Origin of the sequence: Paenibacillus sp. EKM211P (assembly GCF_011066175.1) — a bacterium.
GTDB lineage: Bacteria > Bacillota > Bacilli > Paenibacillales > Paenibacillaceae > Paenibacillus > Paenibacillus polymyxa.
In genome coordinates, this window is the sequence record NZ_JAAMNS010000009.1 from 76745 (window position 1) to 100967 (window position 24223).

The 24223-nt window shown below is 45.0% G+C and carries 22 protein-coding genes; 4 read left to right on the forward strand and 18 right to left on the reverse strand.

What is annotated here, in order from left to right:
* Positions 1-337: 337 nt before the first annotated feature.
* On the reverse strand, positions 338-1261 hold the full coding sequence (cysK, locus tag G9G57_RS14550) for a cysteine synthase A (RefSeq protein ID WP_017426260.1): 924 nt from the start codon (positions 1259-1261) through the stop codon (positions 338-340).
* 219 nt (positions 1262-1480) lie between these two features.
* Between cysK and G9G57_RS14555 the strand changes: the two genes are divergently transcribed.
* Positions 1481-2689, forward strand: coding sequence for an MFS transporter (locus tag G9G57_RS14555; RefSeq protein WP_017426259.1), 1209 nt, complete (start codon positions 1481-1483; stop codon positions 2687-2689).
* 74 nt (positions 2690-2763) lie between these two features.
* Here G9G57_RS14555 and G9G57_RS14560 read toward each other — a convergent pair whose 3' ends face one another.
* The 3 genes from G9G57_RS14560 to G9G57_RS14570 all read right to left on the reverse strand — a co-directional run bounded on the left by G9G57_RS14560 (position 2764) and on the right by G9G57_RS14570 (position 5685).
* Positions 2764-3762: a glycosyltransferase gene (locus G9G57_RS14560; protein ID WP_016819869.1), complete on the reverse strand. Its 999-nt coding sequence runs from the start codon at positions 3760-3762 to the stop codon at positions 2764-2766.
* Positions 3763-3817: 55 nt separating this feature from the next.
* Positions 3818-4855, reverse strand: a complete 1038-nt coding sequence (locus G9G57_RS14565) for a phosphotransferase family protein (RefSeq protein ID WP_181575654.1) — start codon at positions 4853-4855, stop codon at positions 3818-3820.
* Positions 4856-4992: 137 nt separating this feature from the next.
* Positions 4993-5685: a pectate lyase gene (locus G9G57_RS14570; protein ID WP_016819868.1), complete on the reverse strand. Its 693-nt coding sequence runs from the start codon at positions 5683-5685 to the stop codon at positions 4993-4995.
* 565 nt (positions 5686-6250) lie between these two features.
* On the opposite strand from G9G57_RS14570, the gene G9G57_RS14575 reads away from it, so the two are divergent.
* Complete coding sequence (locus G9G57_RS14575) at positions 6251-6823, forward strand: shikimate kinase (protein ID WP_016819867.1); 573 nt, start codon at positions 6251-6253, stop codon at positions 6821-6823.
* A gap of 100 nt (positions 6824-6923) precedes the next feature.
* Here the strand turns inward: G9G57_RS14575 and aroD are convergent, their stop codons facing one another.
* The 3 genes from aroD to G9G57_RS14590 form a co-directional block, all read right to left on the reverse strand.
* A complete protein-coding gene (gene aroD / locus G9G57_RS14580; RefSeq protein WP_017426256.1) occupies positions 6924-7688 on the reverse strand; it encodes a type I 3-dehydroquinate dehydratase in 765 nt (254 codons plus the stop codon).
* 103 nt (positions 7689-7791) lie between these two features.
* Positions 7792-9054 carry an MFS transporter gene (locus G9G57_RS14585; protein ID WP_113050981.1) on the reverse strand — a complete coding sequence of 421 codons (1263 nt, stop codon included), beginning with the start codon at positions 9052-9054 and terminating at the stop codon, positions 7792-7794.
* Between the two features lie 129 nt (positions 9055-9183).
* Positions 9184-10095 carry a LysR family transcriptional regulator gene (locus tag G9G57_RS14590; RefSeq protein ID WP_025364101.1) on the reverse strand — a complete coding sequence of 304 codons (912 nt, stop codon included), beginning with the start codon at positions 10093-10095 and terminating at the stop codon, positions 9184-9186.
* 216 nt (positions 10096-10311) lie between these two features.
* Here G9G57_RS14590 and G9G57_RS14595 point away from each other — a divergent pair, with 216 nt between their 5' ends.
* Positions 10312-11502, forward strand: a complete 1191-nt coding sequence (locus G9G57_RS14595; protein WP_016819863.1) for an MFS transporter — start codon at positions 10312-10314, stop codon at positions 11500-11502.
* Between the two features lie 27 nt (positions 11503-11529).
* Positions 11530-12420, forward strand: a complete 891-nt coding sequence (locus G9G57_RS14600) for a shikimate dehydrogenase (RefSeq protein WP_017426254.1) — start codon at positions 11530-11532, stop codon at positions 12418-12420.
* A 92-nt stretch (positions 12421-12512) separates the two neighbouring features.
* Here G9G57_RS14600 and G9G57_RS14605 read toward each other — a convergent pair whose 3' ends face one another.
* From G9G57_RS14605 to G9G57_RS14655, 11 genes are all read right to left on the reverse strand, one after another.
* The gene (locus G9G57_RS14605) at positions 12513-13739 is read right to left on the reverse strand and encodes an RtcB family protein (protein WP_017426253.1); all 1227 of its coding nucleotides are present in this window, start codon (positions 13737-13739) and stop codon (positions 12513-12515) included.
* 269 nt (positions 13740-14008) lie between these two features.
* Complete coding sequence (locus tag G9G57_RS14610; protein ID WP_164965128.1) at positions 14009-15442, reverse strand: purple acid phosphatase family protein; 1434 nt, start codon at positions 15440-15442, stop codon at positions 14009-14011.
* A gap of 185 nt (positions 15443-15627) precedes the next feature.
* Positions 15628-16836, reverse strand: coding sequence for a M20 family metallopeptidase (locus G9G57_RS14615; RefSeq protein WP_017426251.1), 1209 nt, complete (start codon positions 16834-16836; stop codon positions 15628-15630).
* Between the two features lie 68 nt (positions 16837-16904).
* Complete coding sequence (locus G9G57_RS14620; protein WP_016819858.1) at positions 16905-17792, reverse strand: MetQ/NlpA family ABC transporter substrate-binding protein; 888 nt, start codon at positions 17790-17792, stop codon at positions 16905-16907.
* Between the two features lie 43 nt (positions 17793-17835).
* Positions 17836-18498, reverse strand: coding sequence for a methionine ABC transporter permease (locus G9G57_RS14625; protein WP_016819857.1), 663 nt, complete (start codon positions 18496-18498; stop codon positions 17836-17838).
* Complete coding sequence (locus G9G57_RS14630; protein ID WP_017426250.1) at positions 18488-19513, reverse strand: methionine ABC transporter ATP-binding protein; 1026 nt, start codon at positions 19511-19513, stop codon at positions 18488-18490. Before G9G57_RS14630 ends, G9G57_RS14625 begins: the two co-directional genes overlap by 11 nt.
* Positions 19514-19844: 331 nt before the next feature.
* Positions 19845-20846: a Gfo/Idh/MocA family protein gene (locus G9G57_RS14635; RefSeq protein WP_017426249.1), complete on the reverse strand. Its 1002-nt coding sequence runs from the start codon at positions 20844-20846 to the stop codon at positions 19845-19847.
* A 190-nt stretch (positions 20847-21036) separates the two neighbouring features.
* Positions 21037-21678 (reverse strand): deoxynucleoside kinase, encoded by a 642-nt coding sequence (locus tag G9G57_RS14640; RefSeq protein ID WP_017426248.1) that lies wholly within the window; start codon positions 21676-21678, stop codon positions 21037-21039.
* Entirely contained in the window at positions 21678-22298 is a 621-nt protein-coding gene (locus tag G9G57_RS14645) for a deoxynucleoside kinase (RefSeq protein WP_016819853.1), read from the reverse strand. Before G9G57_RS14645 ends, G9G57_RS14640 begins: the two co-directional genes overlap by 1 nt.
* A 168-nt stretch (positions 22299-22466) precedes the next feature.
* Positions 22467-23066, reverse strand: coding sequence for a response regulator transcription factor (locus G9G57_RS14650; protein WP_064795848.1), 600 nt, complete (start codon positions 23064-23066; stop codon positions 22467-22469).
* Positions 23063-24196, reverse strand: coding sequence for a sensor histidine kinase (locus G9G57_RS14655; RefSeq protein WP_113050983.1), 1134 nt, complete (start codon positions 24194-24196; stop codon positions 23063-23065). The genes G9G57_RS14650 and G9G57_RS14655 overlap by 4 nt, the downstream gene beginning before the upstream one ends.
* Positions 24197-24223: the final 27 nt, after the last annotated feature.

Here is a 24223-nt window from a genome sequence, read left to right on the forward strand (position 1 = left end):
CTTGCTGAAATGGAGAATAGGCTTGGTGTTTCCTTCTCTGATTACTTGGTTTTTTCAAGAGGATCCTGAAGAAACAAATAAGGTCGAAGAACGGAACATGAACCGTGAGACTTTTAAAATTCTCACGAATATAAGCTATAATCGACAATTAATTAGCCATAACCTTATGAATTGTGGCTTATTGATTTGTCAGGAGTGAAATTAACCTATGAATATGGCAAAGATGTATTCAATGTTTATGTCTACCATATCGCCAATTCACTTCTGTAACTTCGATTAATGAGGCTGGATCTTACATATAAATGAGTCGAATCTCTTTGACCCGATCCCCATCTTTTTATCCGAATATCCCCATGCTCAGATAACGCTCTCCGGTATCCGGGGCAATGCAGAGTACCCGTTTGCCTGCTCCCAAACGCCGGGCTTCCTGAATGGCCGTCCATATTGTAGCCCCACTGGAGGGCCCGACGAGAATCCCTTCCTGAGCAGCAATCGCCCGTGTCATCGCAATCGCATCCTCATCGGAAACCTGTATGATTTCGTCATACACTTCCGTATTCAGCACGGTGGGAACAAAGCCCGGACTCGTTCCCACCAGCTTATGCGGACCGGGTTTTCCCCCAGATAGGACGGGCGAACCCTTGGGCTCGACCACAACAATCCGCAGATCCGGCAAATGCTGGCGCAGCACTTCACCTGTACCCGTAATGGTACCACCCGTTCCCGAAGAAGCGACGAACACATCCAACCGCCCCTCCGTCTGCTCCAAAATTTCAAGTGCCGTGGTTGTACGATGGATATCAGGATTTGCTTCATTTTCAAACTGATGCGGGATAAAACTCCCTTCAATTTCTGCCCCCAGTTCGAGAGCTTTACGAATCGCTCCTGGCATCCGTTCTTCCGCTGGTGTCAGTACGACCTCAGCCCCATAGGCTTTTAAAATATTGATCCGTTCCTTCGTCATATTCGAAGGCATTACCAAAATCGCACGGTAACCTCGAGCTGCCGCATTCATCGCAAGACCAATCCCCGTGTTGCCACTGGTTGGCTCAATAATCGTGCCTCCCGGCTTGAGATGTCCCGCCTTTTCCGCCTCGGCAATCAGATTGCCCGCCGCCCGATCTTTAACACTGCCGCTTGGATTAAAATACTCCAGCTTCACATACACTTCCGCATCCTGCGGTCCTGTGAGCCGTTGCAGCCGCACACAAGGCGTATCTCCGATTAAGTCCGTAATACTATGTACCACTTTAAGTGTCATTGTTATATCCTCCCCGGATCATTCCTTACAACGTCATTTCCTATCTTCATATCATACTACCACCAAAATAACATAATTGGCTCCTTCCAACCTGTCGCTTTTGTAAATTACACAAACCTTATCAACTTAGTATGTAAAATTCTTGCAAAATGGGTCGCCAGATGTTGCCTGGAATGATATACTCGCATTACTATTTTTTCAGGAGGATACAAGAAACTTATGAGTACTCAAGAAAATATGACAGCTAATCGCTTCCCCCCCTCCTTGCTATGGTTAACCCTTGGTGCCTTCGCCATCGGCATGACCGAATTCGTCATTATGGGACTTCTGCCCAATGTAGCCCATGATCTTCATGTTACGATTCCGCAAGCCGGGCAATTAATCACCAGTTACGCGCTTGGTGTGGCCATTGGCGCACCTGTGCTTACTGTATTAACCCATAAGGTTCCGCAAAAAAAGCTGTTGTGTCTGCTGATGTCCATATTCATTTTAGGCAATCTTTTTTCCGTCATTGCTCCTAACTACGAACTGCTGATTGCGGCCCGTATGGCTACTGCGTTATCGCACGGAACCTTCTTGGGAGCAGGTTCCTTGATCGCTGCCCGGCTGGTTCGTGCTGATAAGCGGGCAGGAGCCATCTCTATGGTGCTGACCGGATTGACCGTGGCGAATATTATTGGCGTGCCCTTTGGCACCTTTATCGGGCAGCAGCTCGGCTGGCGCGCTTCCTTTGGAGCCATTGTTGTGATCGGCTTGATTTCTCTCTTCGGTATTATTCGTTACATTCCGGTGATTCAGCAGGACAAACCTTCCAGTCTCAAGCAAGAAGTCAAAAGCCTGTTTAATCCAAAAGTGCTGCTGATGCTGCTCACAGGTGCAGTTGGCTGTGGTAGCTTGTTCACTGTCTTTACGTACATTACGCCCATGCTTACGGATATTAGTGGCTTTGCCGAACACAGCATTACCTGGATTCTCGTCCTGTTCGGCCTAGGTGTCACGATTGGCAACATCGTTGGCGGCAAGCTCGCAGATTGGAAGCTGCTTCCGTCCTTGGTTGCAAACTATGCTGTACTGGCCATTATTCTGGCCATTCTGACGTTTACGCTTCAAAACAAGGTACTGGCCGTGATCACTGTCTTTATCTGGGGGATTGCCGCATTCGGCATCATGCCGGGGATTCAGGTTCGTATCATGAATCTGGCCTATGAGGCTCCTTTGCTAGCCTCTACCTCCAGCCATTCCGCATTGAATCTAGGCAACGCAGGCGGTGCTTTTATCGGAGGAGTCGTTATTAACCAAATGGGGCTACCCGCCATTCCATGGGTTGCATCACTCATTACTGTCGGCGGTCTGCTGCTGATGCTGGTCAGCTACATGATGGATCGCAAGACGGCTCATACTGAAGCGATAGCAGAGATACAGTCATAAGAAAAAGGACTTTCGTTCATTAGAGCGAAAGTCCTTTTTCTTATGGTCTACATCCACGCATCCTGCCTCGTCGTTCAGCTTAACCAACCATCAAAAAAGTCTCGGTATCCCTGCTTCATCACCTGACTCGAAAACTGTTCCATGGCGTATGTCTGATTCTCCGCAGAAACCCGGCGAGGTGAAGCCGCAGCCATATTGACCAGCTCGAACCAGTTTTTCTCATTTCCTGAAAAAGAATGCGTAGAGCTGATGTGCCCATAGCAAGGGTGCTCGGGTTTCACCACGATCTTCCCCATCGCGAGCGCTTCGGTCAGCGGCATTGCGAACGTATCGAATTTGGAGCAGCTCCAATACACCTTCGCCGTGTTCATCAGTGCAAACACCTCGTCTTGCGTCAATGCAAATTGAAGTTTTACATTGTCCGGGATGTCGTACTTCTTCATGCTCTCCTTGTAGCGTTCACCACCAAACACCATATAGACATCCTTGTCAGGATTATGCCGCGCATACTCCAGCACCAGATCCGGACGCCGATTTTCTTCATCTCTACCAATCCACATCACCCGGTTCTCCACCACTTGTGAGGGATCAAAATGCTTTTCCACCAGCCGCTCATTAAATCCGATCGGGATGACTGTCACATCGGTTACGCCAAACTTCGAGGCCATCTCCTGCTTGAGAAAGGCAGTCTGTACGATAGCCTTGTCCACAATCTGATAAAAAGGCTTCATCATCTCATAGCCTGTCAGTGCCGGATCTGGAAAACTATGTGGAAAGAGTACGCTGTTTTTAAAAAACATGTTCAAATAAGTAAAGCCAGATACCGTATAAATAACGTGCTCAATCTGCTGCTCATGCAGTTGATCCAGTACAATGTCATAATTGACCAGGTCACTCTTTTCATGCTCATAGCCTGGAAGCCAGTCATGGCTACTTACGTGGCGCTCCGGCGATACAAATACGATATCTACCCCCAGTTCCAATCCGATCTGCTTCAGACGTTCTGCAAAAATACGAGGCCCTTGCGCTTCAGCAAATTGTATTTTTCTCATGACCAAACCGACTTTTTTCATGGATTTATTTCCCTACCTTCTTTGGCTGACTATATAGAATCTGTGCCTTAAGCCACTACTTGCATGGTTGGACTTGTACCCCATCCATCATCGCTGTACATTGGTTTAAACAAGCTAACGTTTCATCCAATTGGGACTCTAATTGCTCTTTTGACCATTTGCCGCTATTTCTATGCAGTTCCGTTCCAATCCTTTGCAAATCATTTGTGATTAATAATAGCATCCAGAGCGAAAATACCACAGCAAACATACCATACTCCTGTATAAATGCCGTTCGATCACCCTTTATCCCCAACAGCTCCAGCTGTTCCAGATAGGTGTCCAGCATACGAATACGCAATTCAGACGTCATACGTCGAGGGAACAACGGATGCGACATGTCGATTAGGTGATATACATCCCACAGCGGTGTGTTGAGATGAGCATGCTCCCAATCCAGCACCCTTAGCCTCTCCCCACTCAACGCATAGTTACCCGGATGAAGATCACCATGAGACAGTACAAGCTGGTGTGAAAAAGATAGATGCTCCAGCTGTGCATAAATACGCTGCATCTGCTGCTTTGAAAAACCGAGTGAGCTGCAAAGCTCTAACATATCTGGCTTGCGTGTGTGCAGCTCGGAAACCATCTCCTGGATGAGCGGCTTCGGTCCACGCAATGGCATCCCGGCAAAACGACCCGGCGGCAAAGCATGCCACCTTGCGACAAATCCAACAGCTTGCAATAGGGTTTCATCTGCATGTAGATGATGTAACGGACCAAGATCCTCAAACACCATCCATTCTCCTCCGCCATCTGCGTCTGTATCGGAACAAGCTAGCAATTGGGGATAGATGGGTGATAATGCTGGAAGCACATGCTCATACACCCATCTCTCCCGTCCCTTCTGATCATCATTGGTCAGGGGTTTAAATATATAACTTTCAGAGGAGGACACGTAAAAACGTTCCACATGTCGGCCATTCGTACCTGTATATAAAATTTCACGACTGTGCACCAGCGTATCATTTAAAGTACCGTCATGACTCACATATTGATGAAATAGATTCATAGCCACCCAACTTTTTTGTATAAAATGTAATAGCACGATCATAACATAGTCCTCGTTCTGAACGAAGCCCAGATCATCTTAGGGTTAACTTAACATACCAAAAAAGGGGCATGTCCTATCAGATCATACGACCTGTTGGACAGCCCCTTTCCTATCGTACTCCTATCCTACGCTAACGATTAGTATTTAGTATTGCCGGACTCGCTCGTATTGCCAGATTTAAAACCTTTGAACAATTGTTTTACATTATGATAACGAGTATTCGTAATTTTAGCTTTGCTGTTAGGACCGTCCGATCTGAGGATCGAATCCTTGACGTTGGAAATATCCGAGTTATCCAAAGTCATATTCACCCTAAACGTAGAGCCCCCAAGTTGGCGAACCAGCTTACCGATATCATCGGCTCTAAAGTTTTTAATGTTAATCGTGCCTTCGGCATTGATTTGGAATACTTTATCATATGCATGAAACGCTCCACCACCTGTAATGTTCACCGTGCCTGGTTCTTTAAGCGTCAATGCATCTTCACCGACATCCTCCCACGTTACGTTGGAAATGGTGCCATTGCCATATACATGCACACCATCCGCAGCAGGTGCAGCGATGATCACATTTTTCAGCGTTGCATTATTTTCTAGCTTAAAGATAGGCTTTTGAGCCTCTTTCTGGCTTCCATCTCCCAAGGTGTCGGGGTCAGCCACTACGGTCTTGCCTTTACCATCGTATACTTCTCCAGCTTTAACAAGTATGGTCTTGTGAACGACCTCTGGAGCTGCATGGGCAGAGTAATTGCCGACAAATAACGCGATTAACATACCGGATAAAGCGATACTCATGCCCTTTTTCAATACTTTAGCTGTGTTTGTTTTCATTTCAATTCATCCCTCTCCTAGATCGTTTTTTATTCTTATCTCCAATTCTTCGTTGACTAGAGCGTAAGCGCGTAGACCGTATCACCACCTTCGTACAATGAACCCATTGACCGATACATGTCCGTAAAGTGATATTTAATTATTTGCATATGTATACTTGGTTTTTGGTTCAAAGTAGCTTTCTTTTTTATAAATTAAATCAATCACAAATTGTAAATAGAGCGATTACATTTACAATTTGCATAACTCTATTATATTCCTACTTCCAATAATTTCAATACGTTTTTCGGCAAAATATGTCCTTTTTTTCAATTAAGTACACAATATTGCCTCTTTTATACTTGTACAAGTTTGTTTTTCTTCCATTTACGCATTACATAACACTTGAATACCTAGTTTTTTACCTGCTGTTCTATCACTCCATTGGTAATCAGAGTCTCTTTTATCGTATACCTCATTGCTGATGTGCTCTATACTATTGAATGACACGGTTGATGAACGTATAATGTATTTAGTGCTTTGAAGCGTTACATCTCAACATTACTGGTGAGAAAAGAGTGGTTATGTGCAAAACAATAGTGAGATTCCATTAAAAGAACAAAATATTGTGCTCATCGGCTTTATGGGCGTGGGCAAAACAACGATCGGTTCCCATCTAGCGCGCAAGCTGTATCGCGATTTCGTGGATATTGATCAGGAGATTGAACAAGAGTACAACATGCCTACAACAGAAATTTTCAAAACTTACGGAGAGAAGCGTTTCCGTGAGATTGAAAAAGAGCATATTTTGAAGTTGTGCAGCAATACGCGTCTTAAAATCATTTCTGTTGGCGGTGGCGCGTTTCTACAGGAAGAGGTGAAGCAGGCTTGTTTGGCTTCCTCCATTGTGTTCTTCTTGGATTTAAATTGGGATTCCTGGAAAGATCGGCTCAAGATGCTGATTGACACCCGCCCTAATCTGCAAAACAAGACGTTAGAGGAAATTGAAGATCTTTTCCGTTCCAGACAGGACATTTACGCGGTGAATCACTCCAAGATCGATACCGATCAGTTGGATGCGGAAGAAGTCGCAGACTATATTATTCAAACACTGAATCTGGGTTGGGAATTGTATGAACCTACTCGGGGATTGAATTAAGCATTACAAAAAGGAGGACCCCAGCATGCTTATCGCATGGGGTCCTCCTTTTGTGTTCACTATGAATTCCTTGCTCGCTAGTGGGTAGTAATTGCATCTCTTAAGAGTGGCTATGCAGCACCTGCAATATTTCTCTCAGTTCAGTGACAGGAATCTGTCCCGGTGCAGAAGCCTTCTTGGCAGCACCAAAAGTCAACGCTGAACCAAATAGCTCTCCGGTCAGACGGCTCACGACACCTTTTCCCGCCATCGACATCGTGATAATCGGCCGATCCGCATACTCTTCTGCCATGGTGCGTGTGGCGTCCAACAAGGTTAGGACGTCGGCTGTATTGGTTGGCATCACCGCTATTTTAGGCAGATCGCCGCCTAATTCCTGTGCCTTACGCAACCGGGACACAATTTCCTCCTTCGACGGCGTCTTTTGAAAATCGTGGTTAGAAATAATCACATACACATTATGCTTATGTGCCGCTTCTATCAGCATCTTCACATCAGCTTCCTCATTAAAAAGCTCTACATCAATCATATCTACTTGTCCCGTTTCGGCTATTGTACGATTCAATTCTACATAGCTTGCCGCACTGATTTCCTTTTCTCCACCTTCTCGGGCGCTACGGAACGTAAATACGAGTGGAATATTGGCTAAAATAGACCGAATCTCATGTAAGGCAGCCTTTACCTTTTCCAGCTCCTCCACATGCTCGAAAAAATCGACTCTCCACTCTACGATATCCAGGTCGAGTGTACGTAAATGGGCAGCCTCTTCCTTCAACTGCTCCAACGTTTCTCCCACCATGGGGACACATATTTTAGGCGCTCCTTCACCGATCCGTACATCTTTTACCTTTACGATTTTTGCCATATCTATCTCACTCCCCAATTACAGTTTCAAGTCGAACATTCACAATAATTCATAGTATAACGCATTCTGAATAAGCATGCAGATGATTAGGTTCAGTCGCTAGTTATTTCGTATCCAGTACAATTTGAGGAGACAATTCTCGTTTTGCAGGAAAAACGACACTGTAACGAAAGTTAACAAACACCGCCAGTCCGATCCCGAGCACATTCACGATAATAGCCAGCATAAACACACTGGAAATCTGAGAATGCTTCAAAAGAAAGCCTGTAAACACGGGGATGAGCGTATAGGATAGCGAAGTTGCGGTATAAATAAACCCGGTAATCTGTCCTTTTCGTTGACTAAAAAATTCACTCATTACGGTTAACGTCAGCTGAAGTACACCCGATATGGAAAACCCGATGACACTCGCACAGATAATGGCGGCAGCCCCTGATTTGAAAAGAAGAAGCGCTCCAAAAGCCAACAAGGAAATACAAGGATAAATAAGGATGATATGAACAGGTTTAACCCATTTTCTCAACACAATGACCAATACAAACACGGAAACCAGCGAACCCATATTGTAATAAACTAATAGTCTGAGAGACTCTGATTCCGTCATGCCGATAAACTGTTGTCCAAACGTAGGCAGCCATAACTGCACAATATACAGCAAAGTAGGCCCCGTAAATCCAAGCAGAATAAGACATACACCTTCCTGCCAAAACCGCGGTTTACTCGCATCATCTGCCTTTAAATTTCCTGTCTGCTCGGCACTAGATACAGTAGTACCGCCACTTTGCTCCTTGGTGGGCTGTACCCGCATGTCTGGAAACTTCATTCTGAACAAGTAGACCGCATTTAATGCAAATATCAATGCTGGTATAAAGAAAGAGAACCCGTAAAAAATATCGTGATTCATAAAAAAGATAATCATTAGCGGTAAAAATGCCGCCCCAATGGATATAAAACCTCTCACCAACACTGTAGCCGAACCAGAGGATTGGGGGAAAGCCTCGATCAGAGCCGGATAAGTACCTGAATCAAGAAAAGAATTCGCTACACCTGCCAGCACAGCCAGTACCATCGCCATCTCAAAGGTGGGACTCAGTGGTATACCGACCAAAAATACGGCCATCAGCAGCCCTGCGGCCACAATGAACGGTTTGCGACCATAGCGGTCGGAGAGCACGCCGGATATGTACAGCGTAAACAGTCTGCCAAATCCCATCGCGGAAACCAAAAGGCTAATGCCCGCCTGATCTGTATGCAAATGCTCTGTTAAAAAGGACATGTGCGACGCCAGTATAATATTAAACATGCCAAACAAAAGATAGTTCACATACAGACCTGTCGCCACGGGAGTAGAAGAACGTTTCATCATGAATTCACCTGCTTTTGTAAGTAAGTCTTGTAGTATCAAAACGTGAATCATTTCACATTGCTTGTGTCGATGATGAAGTATAGAACACAATTTAAAATTTATCAAGTTTAAATATTGCGAGACTCCAGCTTAGACACGCTGATGCGTTTTCAGATAAAACTCCTTGCCATAACTTAGGGCAAAGTTCCGAAACTCCACAACTGCCGGGGATAAATATCTATTTTTAATGCTGGCTAGGTAGATAAAACGCTCGTATGCTGGATTTATAATCGGCAATGTTTTGACGTTAAAATAATCTAACGATGAAATGCGAGGCATAACTCCGATCCCGTAATTAATAGACACCAGCCCAGCCATTGCCGTATCTTCTTCAATCTCACAAATAATCTGTGGCGTAACGCCTGCCTTGGCGAACAAATTTTCAATAATGGGCCGAACCCCACTCTTTTTGTTGAAGAAGATCACCGGGTAATCCGCTGTATCTTTGAGGTCAATTTGATCCAGAGAAGCCAGCGGATGATCAGGAGAAACAATGACCACCAATTCCTGCTGAGCCAGCGGAATAAACTCTACATCTGGTTCATTTTCCACGTGAGAGCAGAACGCCACGTCATAGTGTTCCTGCTTCAGGCCTTGAATAATATCGTTCGTATTCCCTTGGTGAAACGAAAAGGAAATGTCTTTACGGGCATCCAGAGCTGAAAAGGCTTGGATTATCGCTGGAATGAAGTGTGAACCTAACGTGTAAATGAACGCCAAATCTATATTCCCATGGCTTGGACTCACTAATTCCCGTAAGTTATACTCCCCCTTTTCCAATTCATCCATCGCGTGCTCCACATACTTCAGAAAAAATCGCCCGTATTTGTTTAGCCGAATATTCCTCCCCTGCTTTTCAAACAGATGAACGCCCAAATCCTTTTCTAATTCTGAAATCGCATGACTTAAACTGGGTTGAGTGATACATAGCCGCGCAGCTGCCTGGGTAAAATGCTCCATCTCTGCAAGTACACGAAAATATTGTAAGTGCTTCAGATTCATAAGGATGTACGCTCCCTCTTTAATTCATATTTTAAATTATAGATTCAAACTATGAAAAACGATAAAAATATGCATTGGATTTATAATAACACCCCTTATATAATTAAGACATAGACATTATGTGAATATTTTCACTTGTTTGTGGGCGCACTTTAATAGACCTGGACGATGCCTATCTAGGCCATTGATCTAAAATTTAAGTTGGGAGTTACACTTATGAAAAATCCTTATATCAGAATGGCAACAGGGCTTTATATCAACTATTTTCTTCTGGGTATGATTAATGTTATTCTCTCGTCGAATATGAGCTTTCTGACCGTGCAATTGAACACGGATAAAGCAGCCATCGGCTATCTGGTGTCAGCGATTGGAATCGGTAAACTGCTTGCTCTCGGAGTAGCCGGAAAAATGTCAGATAAATACGGAAGGAAACCACTCATTGTTATTGCATCATTTGCTTATTTAATCTTCCTGATCGGCATTCCGCTTGCACCTAACTACACGTTGGCATTCGTGTTTGCCATTATCGCAGGGCTCTGCAACTCTATGATGGATGCGGGGACTTATCCAGCACTCATTGAAGGGTTCGGAAAAAAAGCCGGGTCTGCAACCGTCCTGGTCAAAGCATCCATCTCGATCGGTGCCATTGTTATTCCGTTCATGATTGCATTTTTTATTAACCACGATATGTTCTATGGATATTCCTTCTTTATTCCTGCAGGAATTTATCTGCTGAACGGGATCTTCTTGTCGATGACCGGTTTCCCCAACCACAAAGCAGAGGAACAAAAGGCTCCAACCGAGACTGGTCAATCAACGGATTCGTTCCACAGCGAGCCCAAGTTTTGGCAAGAAGGTTTGTCTCTGATTATTATCGGTTTTACTTCCACTGTATTGTTCATGATCGTGCAGCTATGGCTTCCTACCTTTGGACAAGAGGCTCTGGGCATGGACAAAGCCAGCGCCATTAAGCTGCTTAGCTACTATAGTATAGGTTCACTAGTTTCCGTTATTTTGTTAGCTGTGGTACTTGGTAGATTCATTAAGCCCATTACCGTCATGATTGTGTACCCGCTTATTGCCCTGCTTTCTTTGCTGGCTTTAATTGTATGGCACAATCCTGTCGCTACTTTGATCAGTTCATTCTTAATCGGCTTGTCCACCGCAGGCATATTCCAAATTGCCCTCACGGTTATGACGGAATTTTTCCGCAAGAACAAAGGAACTACGACTTCTCTCGTGAACATAGCAGCCAGCCTATCGTTCATCCTGATGCCTTTGGCTACCGGGAGCATGTCCAAAAGTCTGGGAATTACCTCGGTATTCATTCTGGATATTGCGATTGCCGTAGTCAGCATTTTGCTGGCCGTGTTTGTTGCTTATCGATATAAAAAAGTGTTTCATTAAACTACACAGATCACTTGGAGGCTTATTATGAAAAATGCTGGACGTATTGACGGAAGAACACAATTAATCGGACTGCTTGCTACACCGATCGGACACTCTTTGTCCCCGGCTATGCATAATCTTGCGTTTGAAAAACTGGGGCTGAACAACGCATATATGGCCTTTGAAGTAGGCAATGAACAACTCGAAGAAGTAGTACGTGGGATGCGCGCTCTAAACATACGCGGCTACAACGTGTCCATGCCTAACAAAACAGCGATCTTACAGTACCTTGACGAGCTGGACGACAGCGCTAAATTTACAGGTGCTGTCAATACCGTCGTGAATACGGATGGTAAGCTGAAAGGCTACAGTACAGATGGATCTGGTTATGTTCGCAACTTACAGGAGCACGGCATTGATCTGAAAGGTAAGAAAATGACACTCGTCGGTTCAGGCGGTGCTGCAACGCCGATTGCTATTGAAGCCGCTCGGGCTGGTCTCGCTGAAATTTCAATTTTCGCTCGTAATGACCAGTTCTTTGCCCGGGCGGAAGAGAATGTTCGTATTATTAATGAAGAGATGAAACATACCCAAGTCAAAGCGAATATCTATGCATTAGAGAATCAAGAGAAGCTACGTGAAGAGATTCTTACAAGTCATATTTTCGCTAACGGTACAGGTGTGGGTATGAAACCGCTGGAAGGTAAAAGTGTCATTGAGGATGTGTCCATGCTTCGTTCCGACCTGATCGTGACCGATGTTGTATACAGCCCAGCCAAATCCAAGCTGATGGAACAAGCTGAGTCTGTAGGTGCAACCGCCATTAACGGTCTGGGCATGATGCTGTGGCAGGGCGCACTTGCCTTCGAATTATGGACAGGACAAGAAATGCCTGTCGCTTATATTAAAGAACAGCTTTTTGCTGATCAACTGTAAGATTGAGAGGCACTACATAACTCAGAAGGACTATGCCCGACGAATGATCATTCCTGTCGGGTATAGTCCCTTTTTATTGTTAAATCATTTCATTAATCCTTATAAGGGTCAAACTCATTGGCCCCAGCCATGCATACCCCGATCGGCTTCAGCACATGCATAACTTCCACGGTCTCGGAATGAGCGTCCAGCACCTCACGCAGTTTGCGGTAGACGAACGGACTCTCATCAGTACCTGCTCCGCGCAGCTCGACACCGTAGTTTCGAACGGCCTCCTTCATCTGTAGGTCCGTAATCTGCCCACCGCTACGCGTACGGGTTTTCCAATTCATTTTACCAGCTGCCTGGGTACGACTCATAATACGCCCTGCACCATGAACTGTACTATAGTAGGAATCCCGATTTTCTACCGAATCTTTTCCACGTACAATCACCGAGATATCGCCCATGCTTCCTCCAATAAAGCCCATTTGACCAGGGGCCGAGGGGGTTGCACCTTTGCGGACCACAATGGTGTCGCGTCCATCATGCTGTTCTTTCCACGCGTAATTATGGTGGTTATGCACCGTAAAGTCCGCTTCAGTCCCCAAAATACCAAGCACTTGTTCTATCACATAGTCGCGTCCGGCATAAGCATAACGTCCGGCAAGGCGCATCGCACGGTAGTACATATCCCCCAGCTCACTGTTCATATCCAGCAGCACAGGCGGCTGATCCATATGTTCTCCTGGCGCCTTTCCAAGGAACTCCCGTCCTGCGGCCAAATTTAGAAACCCGCTTGCTGTTTTGTGACCAAAGCCCCGGCTGCCGAAATGATTGGCAATCCAGACCTGTCCTGTCGCTTCCTCCACAAATACATCAACAAAATGATTGCCACTTCCTACTGTACCCAGCTGTTCTCTCGCCAAGGTCTTCAGTTTATTATGCTCTTGCTTCCCAATCGCTGCATATACCGCCCAATCCGGGTCATCGAACAGCTCATGGTCTACCTGAACCTCATTCACACGACCTACGCCAAACGAAATCTGACGTGCAATCTCATTCATCACGGTTGAAATACGCGGCATAATATCTGCTGCAGACAGCTTGGTTCTTACCGCCTTATTTCCACAGCCGATATCATATCCCACACCTGAAGGTGAAATTTGTCCGTCATATACCACCACACCACCAATCGGCTGACTGTAGCCTTTATGATGATCTGCCATCAGCAGCGCCTGAATCACATTGCCATTTTCGGCACATGTGCGGGCTTGAGATAGTGCCCCCGGATCAGGTGCTCCCCATACGCGTACTCCATTCATTTCTTGATAAGCCATCGTTGTATCCTCCCTTATTTTGCAAAAAAATTATCTATGTAAAATTGAATACTCTACTTTTAAACTTTGGACTGTTAATAGCATTATGTACGATGTACCCGCTTCCGAACAGGGCGTAAGTATTACAAGCACCACTTCAGATGTCTCTCTATAAGAAAGTCCCGGCCCTATAAGGAAATGAAAAAGGATATCCTTGCAGCCAAACAGACTGTAGGATATCCTTGTATGATCATTTAGAGATTATTTGGAAACCATTGAATCAAAATATACTAATATTTTTTGATGATTCCGAACTGATCCACAATAAAAGGTTTGGCATCATTTTTGTTTTGATCAATTTCATACGTTACAGCTGTAAGTTTATTTTCGTCTACGGTGATGCCCACAAAATTTTGTACCTGTCCTCGTACAGGTCTACGATTGTCACTCGGATCTGGGCCATAAACTGCCGCATGATTCTCTTCAGCTAGTTCAAAGAGATTATAGTACTTATCTCCAGGTTTTTCACTTGGGTTTTTGTAGTAGACCTTGGGGCCAGCGGTTGCCGGGATGACATAGATACTTCCATCCGGATTCACACTATATTCAATCGTCTTTTCATTTAATCTATCTTTTAATTTGGTTGGCGTTGTTGCTTTACCCTCTTGGTTGATTGGTTTCGTCCGAGCATAAATATGATCATGCCCCTGCACGACAAAGTCGATATCAAGTTTGTCCATGAGTGGAGCGATTTGGTTACGAACTCCATTGTTATCCATGATGTCAGCATCTGTTGCATGGTTAGAGGTAGTGTAAGGACCTTTATGAATATTCACAATGATCCACTTTGCACCTGCCTTTTTGGCTGCCGCAGCATCTTTCTTTAACCATTCGACTTGGTCTTCAGAAAAATTGGCATATTTCTCTGAGTCCTCATTGGAGTTCAGTACGATAAAGTGAGCATTGCTGTAATCAAAGGAGTAGTACGCTCCTGTTTTAGTAGCTGAACCAGCTGGTTGGTTAATATTAAAGTGATCATAAAAAGCGTAGTTCTCATCCTCATGATTACCTGCTGAGGGAACAATGGTTGTATTCAAAAGGCTTTTTTGTGAATGCCCCAACAACCAGTTCCACTGCTCTTCTTTGGTACCGGTATCTACGATATCCCCGTTGTGAACTACAAACTGAGCATTACCTACGGTTTGAAGTGCTTTTTCGAGCGTCTGTGAAGACAATATGGCTTCATCTTCGCTTTTTGCTTGTGTATCAGCTAGATCAATGAAGGTAAATTCACCACTCTTAGGAGCTGTTTGGAACGTACCTGTTTCGCTCCATATCCCACGCGCTGCATCACCCACACGATAATAATAAGCTGTGTCCGCTTGAAGACCTGTTGCTACGGCTTTATGGACAAGCTCTTCTGGAGAATTGGTTGATGGAGAGGAAGTACCTTCGAATGTAAGAGCACTCGTAAAATCAGCTTCAGAAGCGGTTTTCTTGGTTACTTGAACCGTGCTCTTCGTGAAAAGTTTTGAGGTATACCAGGTAAATCCTTTGGAGGCTTTGGTGTCTCCATAAAATGTAGCTGTAACTTTACTAATACCTTGATCTGTGTTCCCTGGTGACTCAGCATGAACAGGCAAAGCTGACATGCCAGTAATCAAACCTAGTGCAAGAGCAACAGACATAGATGTTGCTGACCATTTTTGAAACTTCTTAAACATGTGTACACTCCTCTGTGCAGTTAATATGTAAAAGTTATAAACATGATCATAACAATCAATTGTTAATACGTTATTTGCTGAGATGCAGTGCTTTGTAAAAATAAAAAAGGATATCTTTACAGTCAACAAGACAGTAAGATATCCTCTTTATGCTATTAGGATAGAAGTTATTAAAGCGCTGATGCTTACTGCGCCGCTGGATGCGTACGCTTAAAATCCTCCTTCACCGCAACCAGCAGGGTTTCATTCACCAGTAGCTCCAAGCCTGACAAGGCTAACGCTTTGGCTCCAGTCACCAAGGCTTCCTCTCCCTTGACAGAACCCGCTGCTTCCCGGAACTCTACCGTATGAGCGATGAGATCATCCGGGCCGATTTTAATGTAAGCATGTGCAGTTGGGACAACATGACTCACATTTCCCGCATCTGTCGAACCCAGCCCGGCACGAGGGCCACGATCCACCTGTTCTCCCAGCGCTTCCAGTTCACGACCGACGACCTCGTCCAGCGTATCGTTCAGTATGAAGTCGCGCACTTCATTTTGAAAACGTTCGATTTTCACAGTGGCTCCCGTTGCCAAAGCAGCAGCGTCAGCTATGTGGCGAACTTTCGTGGAAACCTCCTCTGTGCGCTGCCAAGTGCTTGCCCGAATGAAAAAGCGCGCCGACGCATAATCCGGAATGATATTGGGTGCGTCACCTCCATGCGTAATGATGCCATGAATACGCACATCGGTCGGCAGTTGCTGGCGCAAAGCATTGATCCCGCTGAACAATTGCAGCACCGCATCGAGCGCATTGATTCCCTGCTCTGGTGATCCTGCGGCATGAGCCGCTTTGCCGTAAAAATGAAAGTCTAGCGGGTCAACTGCCAGGCTCGGTGAGGTCAGCCGGGTCACACCTGATGGATGAACCATCAGCGCAGCATCAATTCCTTCGAACAGCCCGTGCTTCACGAAGCTGCCTTTTGCACTTCCATTAGGACCGCCTTCTTCCGCAGGAGTACCGAACACATACACCTCGCCCCCCGTCTCATCAATCACCTGTGCCAAAGCGATAGCTGCTGCCGTACTTGCGGTCCCGATAATATTGTGGCCGCAAGCATGGCCCAGACCGGGCAGTGCATCATATTCAGCCAGATATCCAATTTTCGGACCTGGTCTAGCCGAAGTCTTGCGAGCAACAAATCCGGTTTCGTGTCCCGCTACATTACGGGTTACCTCAAATCCCGCTTGCTCCAAAATACCCGTCAGTGCCTTGGAAGCTTGAAATTCCTGATTGCCGATTTCGGGATTAGCGTGAATAAACCGGCTCGTCTCCGTGTAGAGCTGACGAGACTCCTCAATTTTCTCAATAATCCGCTGTCTTTGGGTATCCACCGTATTCGCTGTACTCATCGCAATCTCTCCTCATTTCAATAATAGTAGTTTTTATATGCTTCCAAGTTAACTTCTATCAGATATCCTTATTTCTTTTGCGCTTTAACATCCGCCACCAGCTTATCCAATGTAGCCTGCAGCTCCTCGGCAGACTGGTCTACTACGACATTAGCTCCTTTGGAATCCTGCTTTACAGCCTCGGCTACATCAGCGTCATGGTACAAATCCACGATCGTCTTGTAGGTCGCATTATCTTTATCCTCTGCACGGGCAGCAAACACGTTCACATATGGCTTCGCTTCTTCACTGCTTGCATCATCCTTGTAAATGGCTCCATCCAGCTTGAGCCCGGCATCCGTAGCAACACCGCTGTTCACGGCTGAGGCAGCTACATCAGACAAGACGCGCGGCGTCTGTTGGGCGACAACAGGAACAATCTCTAGCTTTTTGGGATTCCCTTCGATCTCATCTGGGGTCGGATACAGGCCTGAGCCTTGCTTCAATGTAATCAATCCGGCAGACTGGAGCAATTTCAAAGCCCGTCCCTGGTTGGAGGGGTCATCCGGTATAGCAATTTTGGAGCCAGCAGGAATATCCGATACGTTTTTGAATTTTTCGGAGTACAGCGCCATGGGAGCGATAATCGTTGCACCAATAGGGACGAGATTCACATCATTTTCTACATTAAATTGGCTGAGAAAGGCCAAATGCTGAAAGGAATTCAAATCCACCTCTTTATTCGCAAGTGCCTTATTGGGTAAGGTATAATCCGAAAAGCTGATCAGCTCAATTTCAATGTTTTTGGCTTCTGCTTTCTTCTTAAGCACATCCCAATACGTATCCTCTGATCCTGAAACCCCAATTTTAACATGTACTTTTTCATTACCATTGGAGCCTGAACCATTAGCTGAGCAAGCAGAAAGAACCGAGACACTAAGAATAGCCAGCAAACCTAAGCGAAATATTTTTTTCATTTTCATTTCTCCTTTATCATTATGTATAATCCTTGTTTTCCAATTAACGACGTAGGAATTTACGAGACAAGTAGTTCCCCGCATATTGGGCGACCTGTACAAAGACGATCAGCAAAACAATCGTGACGATCATAACCGAAGTATCGAATCGTTGATAACCATAGGTCATGGCCAGATTCCCGAGACCCCCTCCGCCCACAGTGCCAGCCATAGCAGAGAAATCGATCAAGGCCACCGTAATAAACGTCAAACCAAGAATTAAAGGTCCCAGTGCTTCCCGAATCAGCACACCCGTGATGATCTGAAAGGGAGTTGCCCCCAGCGCCTTGGCTGCTTCGATCATCCCTGGATCAATGGAGACCAGATTGTTTTCTACAATTCTTGCAACTGCAAAAGCTGCTACAATAGTCATTGGAAAAATAGCTGCCGAGGTGCCAATCGTAGTTCCTATGACTAAACGTGTAACCGGACTAATCGCCACTAAAAAAATAATAAACGGAATCGGGCGAATGATATTAATCAGCAGGTTTAGAGACATAAACACAAATTTGTTTTCAAACAAGCTCCCTTTTCGTGTCACATACAGCACTAAACCAATCATAAGTCCCAGAATACTAGCAAAAATCAGCGTGACAACAACCATTAAAAGCGTTTCCCCTGTAGCCTCCACGATCTTAAGCCAAAACGTATCCCAATTAACTCTCATGATCGACCACCTCCCTGACTTCCACCGTCGTTCGCAGTTCCTCCACGACCTTGTTAACTTCATCCTCTGCACCGATTAATTCAACAATTAAACTTCCAAACAGCGCCCCCTGCAGCTCATTAATGCTTCCATATACAATGTTGTAATCCAGATTATACTTACGTGTCGCTCTTGAGAGCACTGGTTCACTTGTCGCCCCATCTCGAAAAACAAGTCTGTACAATCGGCCGACGTGATGCTCCCGAATCTTGTCCAGCAGCTTGGGTGAGAGTTGGTCATTCAGTACAGAACGAATAAAATTTTTCGTCGTCTTCGTCTGTGGATTGGCAAATACATCGAATACACTCCCTTGCTCAATCACCCTACCATTCTCCATTACTGCCACACGATCACAAATACTACGAATCACATTCATTTCATGGGTAATGAGCAAAATGGTAATCTGATAATCCTCATTTACTTTTTTCAGCAGCCTCAATATGTCTTCTGTCGTTTCCGGATCGAGTGCTGAGGTCGCTTCATCACAGATCAGAATATCAGGCGAATTCGCCAGTGCTCTGGCAATGCCGACCCGCTGCTTTTGCCCACCAGATAGCTGCTCTGGATAGGAATCCGCTTTGTCCTCCAATCCAACAAATTGTAGCAATTCCTTAACACGGACATCGATCTGAGCCTTAGGCAGTTTAGCCAGTTTTAGCGGATAAGCCAAATTCCCGTACACAGTACGAGAGTTAAACAGATTAAAGGTTTGGAATACCATCCCGATCCGCCTTCTTAAATTCCTCAGCTCCTTGGGACGTATCTGGGTAATATCCTGATCATTAACGACAATCCGTCCCTCTGAGGGACGCTCCAGTAGATTGACAAGCCTCAGTAGCGTACTTTTGCCCGCACCACTAAAGCCAATCACGCCGAAAATTTCTCCCTTTCCAACCGATAGCGATACCTCTTCCAGTGCATTTACCTTACGATTGGGTAAGGAAAATATTTTGCTAACTTGCTCAAACTTTATCAAACCGCTTCCCCCTTGCGCCTACAATTGATGTATTCCTCCATCTTATTTAGTAATCCGGTTGATTTAATCGGATTTAAAACTAAAAAAAAACTCCCTAATCTTCGTGGACGAAAATGGGATAATTTAACTGATATTGATCATGTATTGTTAACACCTTAAGACATGAAAGAGAATCTGTCAATAAAAAAAGAATACAATCTGCTTACTCTCGTCATCACCATGGATTACCTTTTTAGACCTACAAAGCCAAATAAGGCTAACCGTATATTTGCAAAGTTATGCAAAATCGGCAGCCTTTTGTGCATTGTTAATCTTGATTATGCGCCACAGACTAATGCGCAGAAGTATTTTTCAAATCCGCTTCATAACGAAGGCCAAATTGTTGTCTTGCCTCCTCCATCACTTCAGCGACTGCCAGTGAACACTCCAAAGAGTTAATAGAACTGTTGCGTTCCCCACTCTTGATCAGATCCATAAATTCCCGAATTTCATAATACATGGGCTCACGCGTCTGAGCCTTGGTCAAATCCTCAATCGTGCCGTCCCGATAATGAATTTTCACCTCATAGGGCTGGCTGATTTTGTCGATCACCATCGTTCCATACTCACCCTGAATTTCGGCAGGCAAATAGGAATCTGTAATTTTGGAATGCATGACGATCGCATCCATATCCGGATACTTCATCACGATGCTGCCCTCGCCGTCCACACCAGAGGATAACAGCACACCCACCGCTCGGATCTCATCCGGTTTGCCGAACAATGCCACCATCGGATACAAACAATACACTCCCAGATCCATCAAGGAACCATTTGAAAAAGCCGGATTAAAGGCATTCAGCACCTTACCCTGCTTAAAAGCATCAAAGCGTGAAGAGTATTGACAGTAACTTGCAAAATAACGCCGAACCCGGCCTATTTTATACATATGATCCTTTATAATTTTAAAGTTGGGCATAAGCGTGGATTTAACAGCCTCCATCAACAGAACATCGTTGTTGCGCGCGGCTTCGATCATGCTCTGCACCTCTGCTGCATTAGAAGCAAAAGGCTTCTCACACAGCACATGCTTTCCATGATTCATGCATAAGATCGCTTGCTCCGCGTGTAAGGAATTGGGACTGGCAATATATACGGCGTCCACTTGGTCACTTGCAGCCATTTGGGCCAGATCTGTAAAAACCTCCGGCTGGCTGTTATATTTGGCAGCAAAGGCTTGGCCTTTCTCTTCTGTGCGTGAGTACACCGCGGTCAGGGAAAATTCGTCTGTCTCTATCGCAGCTTGAATAAATCTTTCTGTTATCCAGTTCGTTCCAACGATACCAAAACGCATCACAGTATCCCATCCTTTCCCGTGAGTCATTACAAATAATATATGTCCTATTCTCGCATTCCAGCCAAGACTTGTCCACTCTACCGCCTGTCATCCCTCATGCTTCCACATATTAAAAAAGACTGTGGTCTATCAGCTTAATTTATACTGATTGTACCACAGTCCTTGTATGCTTTTTGGGGTTATATCTCTACTTTGTGGAGATTACCTTGCCCACTTCTGTCAAAATGGCATCCATGGAGGCAGGGTCGTGTACATCGTACTCATCAATGTTTAGACGCAGTACAGGACAGGCATCAAATTCGTTGATCCAATTGGAATATCTGCGATGCATTTGCTCCCAATAGGATCGCTCGGTCTGGATTTCCATTTCGCGGCCGCGTTCTTCGATCCGACTCAGTATGGAGGGCAAGCTGCCTTCCAGATAGATCAGCACATCAGGGTGCGGAAAGAACGGGGTCATGACCATCGCCTCAAACAGGCTAGTATATGTTTCGTAATCGGTAGGGTTCATTGTTCCCTGATCAGCATGCATTTTCGCAAAAATACCCGTATCCTCATAAATGGAACGATCCTGCACAAAACCTCCACCAGACAAGAAAATGTTCTTTTGCTCCTTGAAGCGTTCCGCGAGAAAATAGATTTGCAGATGAAAGCTCCATCGTTCGAAGTCGTGATAAAACTTCTCCAGATACGGATTATGATCGACTTGCTCTAACGAGGTTTTAAAACCAAGACGACTGGCCAAAGCACCTGTTAACGTGGATTTACCTACACCTACCGTACCCGCTACCGTAATCAGGGCATTTGCAGGAATGTTGTAATTATTCACTATATAAGCTCCTTTACATCGGAAACAATTTGTTCAAATTGTGCCTGGTTTTCTACAAAATCAATTTCATTCCCGTTCACGGTCAATATACGTGGGGCAGGTGACTGTTCGGCGAGAAACTGAATGCCTTTATCATAATCCGTAATCAATTGCTCCAGATAGGCAGGGTCCATCTCCTGTTCAAAGGAGCGTCCGCGCTTACGGATTCTGCTCAGCAACGTATCCAAATCTGCTCTAATATAAACGATAATGTCCGGCTTAGGCATATCATCGGTGAGCAAATGATAGATTTGGCGATATTTTTCGAGTTTTACACCTTTAAGTGTACGTTCAGCAAAAATCAGATTTTTATAGATATGGTAATCTGAAATCACAGGCTGAGCTTTCTCGATATATTGCAGGCCAGTATCCTCTAGCTGCTTATATCGATTGCAGAGAAAGAACATTTCCAGCTGAAAGCTCCACTCATCTATATTTTGATAGAATTTATCGAGAAACGGGTTTTCCTCGACAATCTCTTTGATCATCGGCAAATGTAGCTCGGTTGAAAGCATCGAAGCCAACGTCGTCTTGCCGGCTCCAATCGGCCCTTCAACGGCTATAAACGGGGCTTGTTTCATGCGGTTCTGCTCCTCCTTGTACTCCGGGTCCATCCTGTGGACAACTATCCTATTGTATCACAAGGAAGTACGCTAGAGGCATAGCAAATCTATGGATAAAACAAAAAAACAGAGCAGCTATGTTTGGATTCATAGCGTCCCTGTCCTGCTTAATATTTTGTCTGTCTCTCATTTAAACCAACCTTTTTCATTAAAACGTGTAATGGCCTCAATCCGGTTGCTGACACCCAGCTTATCGAGAATGACTGAAATATAATTCCGCACTGTCCCTGTTGTTAAATACAGTTCACCAGCAATTTCTTTGGTGTTCTTTCCGTCAGCAATAAGCGCCAAAACGGTCTTTTCACGCTCAGTCAGCGGGTTGACCTCGGCGTAAGCATCATCAACCAGTTCTGGAGCGTAAATACGCCGACCTGCCATAATACTGCGAATGGAGGAAGCCAGTTCTTCACTGGGACTATCCTTGAGTAAATAACCGTGTGTGCCCGCCTTAATCGCTCGTTCAAAATACCCGGGGCGAGCAAACGTTGTTAAAATAAGCACCTTGCAATTCAAGCCTTTGAGTTCCTCTGCCGCATCCAATCCGCTCTTGATAGGCATTTCGATGTCCATAATGCATATGTCTGGCTGATGTTGCTTCACCAGTTCTATAGCTTCTTCCCCGTTGCTTGCTTTTCCGACTACTTTCATGTCTTCTTCCAAGTCCAACAGGGAGGCTAGAGCACCCAGCAGCATACGCTGGTCTTCTGCGATGACGATTCGAATCATGGCCCCACCTCCTCATTCGGCTTTTCAGTGATGTTAGGCACTTTAATGACCAGGGTCGTTCCCTGATCTGAACGCAGTTCCATACATCCGTTCACGAATTCGAGCCTTTCCTTCATGCCTTGCAGACCATGTCCCCGAAAGACTGCATTTTCTCCCATAATACCAACTCCATTATCCTGAATCCGCAGGGTCAATTCCTTACGAGACGGCTCAATGGTGATGGAGCAAGCGGTAGCTCCACTGTGTTTCACTACATTGGTTACGGCTTCCTTCATACACATACTCAGCACATTTTCATTCATTAATGACGTATGCTCCAGCTTCGGGTCGCCCTCCAAGGTCAGTTCGATGTGAGCAGCCTTTAAAATTTGCCGAATACGCAGCAGTTCATCCTCTAGTCTCATGCCGCGCATTTGAGTAACCATTTCTCGTACTTCTTTTAACGCACTTCTCGCCGTAAGACGAACATCGCTAATTTCGGCATGAGCCCGTTCCGGGTACTGGTCCAGCAGCTTGCCCGCCAAATCGCTCTTCAGTCCAATGAGTGACAGCTTCTGACCCAAGGTATCGTGCAGGTCACGCGCGATTCTTTGCCGTTCCTCCAACTTAATCAATTCCGATATTTTTTTATTGGCATCCTCCAATTGGACCTGAAGCCGATCACTTTTGTTGCGATTAAAGTTCGTAATCGGCAGGAGGATCACACCAATCAGATTGAGCAGGATAAAAGGAATCTGCTTAATGAATACAGGATTTTGAGAAACAAACCCATAATTAATTAATCCAATCGTAATCACCATTAAAATAATATACAGCGCCGTAAATGCAGCCTTACTTTTCATATTACCAATCAGATAAGCGATAAATATGGAAAAGTACATATAGCTAAATAGCAGCGTCATCGTAATCGATATAGCAATCTGCACACTGGTCCAAAAGTATATGAGCCAGCCTTGAGAGACAAAAGCCAGTACATAACAAGCAAAAAACACCAAAATAATAGCAGTTCCCAGAATAATATGACTTGTAGATGAAGAGCTAAAATAGTAAAAGGGCAGGATATAAAAGACAACCCACACATAAGGGCTAAGTCCCGTATTTCTTTGGAAAATCTGATACCACTTTTGCATCCTGCCACCCTTTTCTACTTTAGATAC

Excerpts from the sequence above, each read along its gene's own strand:
- cysK (WP_017426260.1), bottom strand. The coding sequence starts at position 1,261 with ATGACACTTAAAGTGGTACATAGTATTACGGACTTAATCGGAGATACG.
- G9G57_RS14555 (WP_017426259.1), top strand. The coding sequence starts at position 1,481 with ATGAGTACTCAAGAAAATATGACAGCTAATCGCTTCCCCCCCTCCTTG.
- G9G57_RS14560 (WP_016819869.1), bottom strand. The coding sequence starts at position 3,762 with ATGAAAAAAGTCGGTTTGGTCATGAGAAAAATACAATTTGCTGAAGCG.
- G9G57_RS14565 (WP_181575654.1), bottom strand. The coding sequence starts at position 4,855 with ATGATCGTGCTATTACATTTTATACAAAAAAGTTGGGTGGCTATGAAT.
- G9G57_RS14570 (WP_016819868.1), bottom strand. The coding sequence starts at position 5,685 with ATGAAAACAAACACAGCTAAAGTATTGAAAAAGGGCATGAGTATCGCT.
- aroD (WP_017426256.1), bottom strand. The coding sequence starts at position 7,688 with ATGGCAAAAATCGTAAAGGTAAAAGATGTACGGATCGGTGAAGGAGCG.
- G9G57_RS14585 (WP_113050981.1), bottom strand. The coding sequence starts at position 9,054 with ATGATGAAACGTTCTTCTACTCCCGTGGCGACAGGTCTGTATGTGAAC.
- G9G57_RS14590 (WP_025364101.1), bottom strand. The coding sequence starts at position 10,095 with ATGAATCTGAAGCACTTACAATATTTTCGTGTACTTGCAGAGATGGAG.
- G9G57_RS14595 (WP_016819863.1), top strand. The coding sequence starts at position 10,312 with ATGAAAAATCCTTATATCAGAATGGCAACAGGGCTTTATATCAACTAT.
- G9G57_RS14600 (WP_017426254.1), top strand. The coding sequence starts at position 11,530 with ATGAAAAATGCTGGACGTATTGACGGAAGAACACAATTAATCGGACTG.
- G9G57_RS14605 (WP_017426253.1), bottom strand. The coding sequence starts at position 13,739 with ATGGCTTATCAAGAAATGAATGGAGTACGCGTATGGGGAGCACCTGAT.
- G9G57_RS14610 (WP_164965128.1), bottom strand. The coding sequence starts at position 15,442 with ATGTTTAAGAAGTTTCAAAAATGGTCAGCAACATCTATGTCTGTTGCT.
- G9G57_RS14615 (WP_017426251.1), bottom strand. The coding sequence starts at position 16,836 with ATGAGTACAGCGAATACGGTGGATACCCAAAGACAGCGGATTATTGAG.
- G9G57_RS14620 (WP_016819858.1), bottom strand. The coding sequence starts at position 17,792 with ATGAAAAAAATATTTCGCTTAGGTTTGCTGGCTATTCTTAGTGTCTCG.
- G9G57_RS14625 (WP_016819857.1), bottom strand. The coding sequence starts at position 18,498 with ATGAGAGTTAATTGGGATACGTTTTGGCTTAAGATCGTGGAGGCTACA.
- G9G57_RS14635 (WP_017426249.1), bottom strand. The coding sequence starts at position 20,846 with ATGCGTTTTGGTATCGTTGGAACGAACTGGATAACAGAAAGATTTATT.
- G9G57_RS14645 (WP_016819853.1), bottom strand. The coding sequence starts at position 22,298 with ATGAAACAAGCCCCGTTTATAGCCGTTGAAGGGCCGATTGGAGCCGGC.
- G9G57_RS14650 (WP_064795848.1), bottom strand. The coding sequence starts at position 23,066 with ATGATTCGAATCGTCATCGCAGAAGACCAGCGTATGCTGCTGGGTGCT.
- G9G57_RS14655 (WP_113050983.1), bottom strand. The coding sequence starts at position 24,196 with ATGCAAAAGTGGTATCAGATTTTCCAAAGAAATACGGGACTTAGCCCT.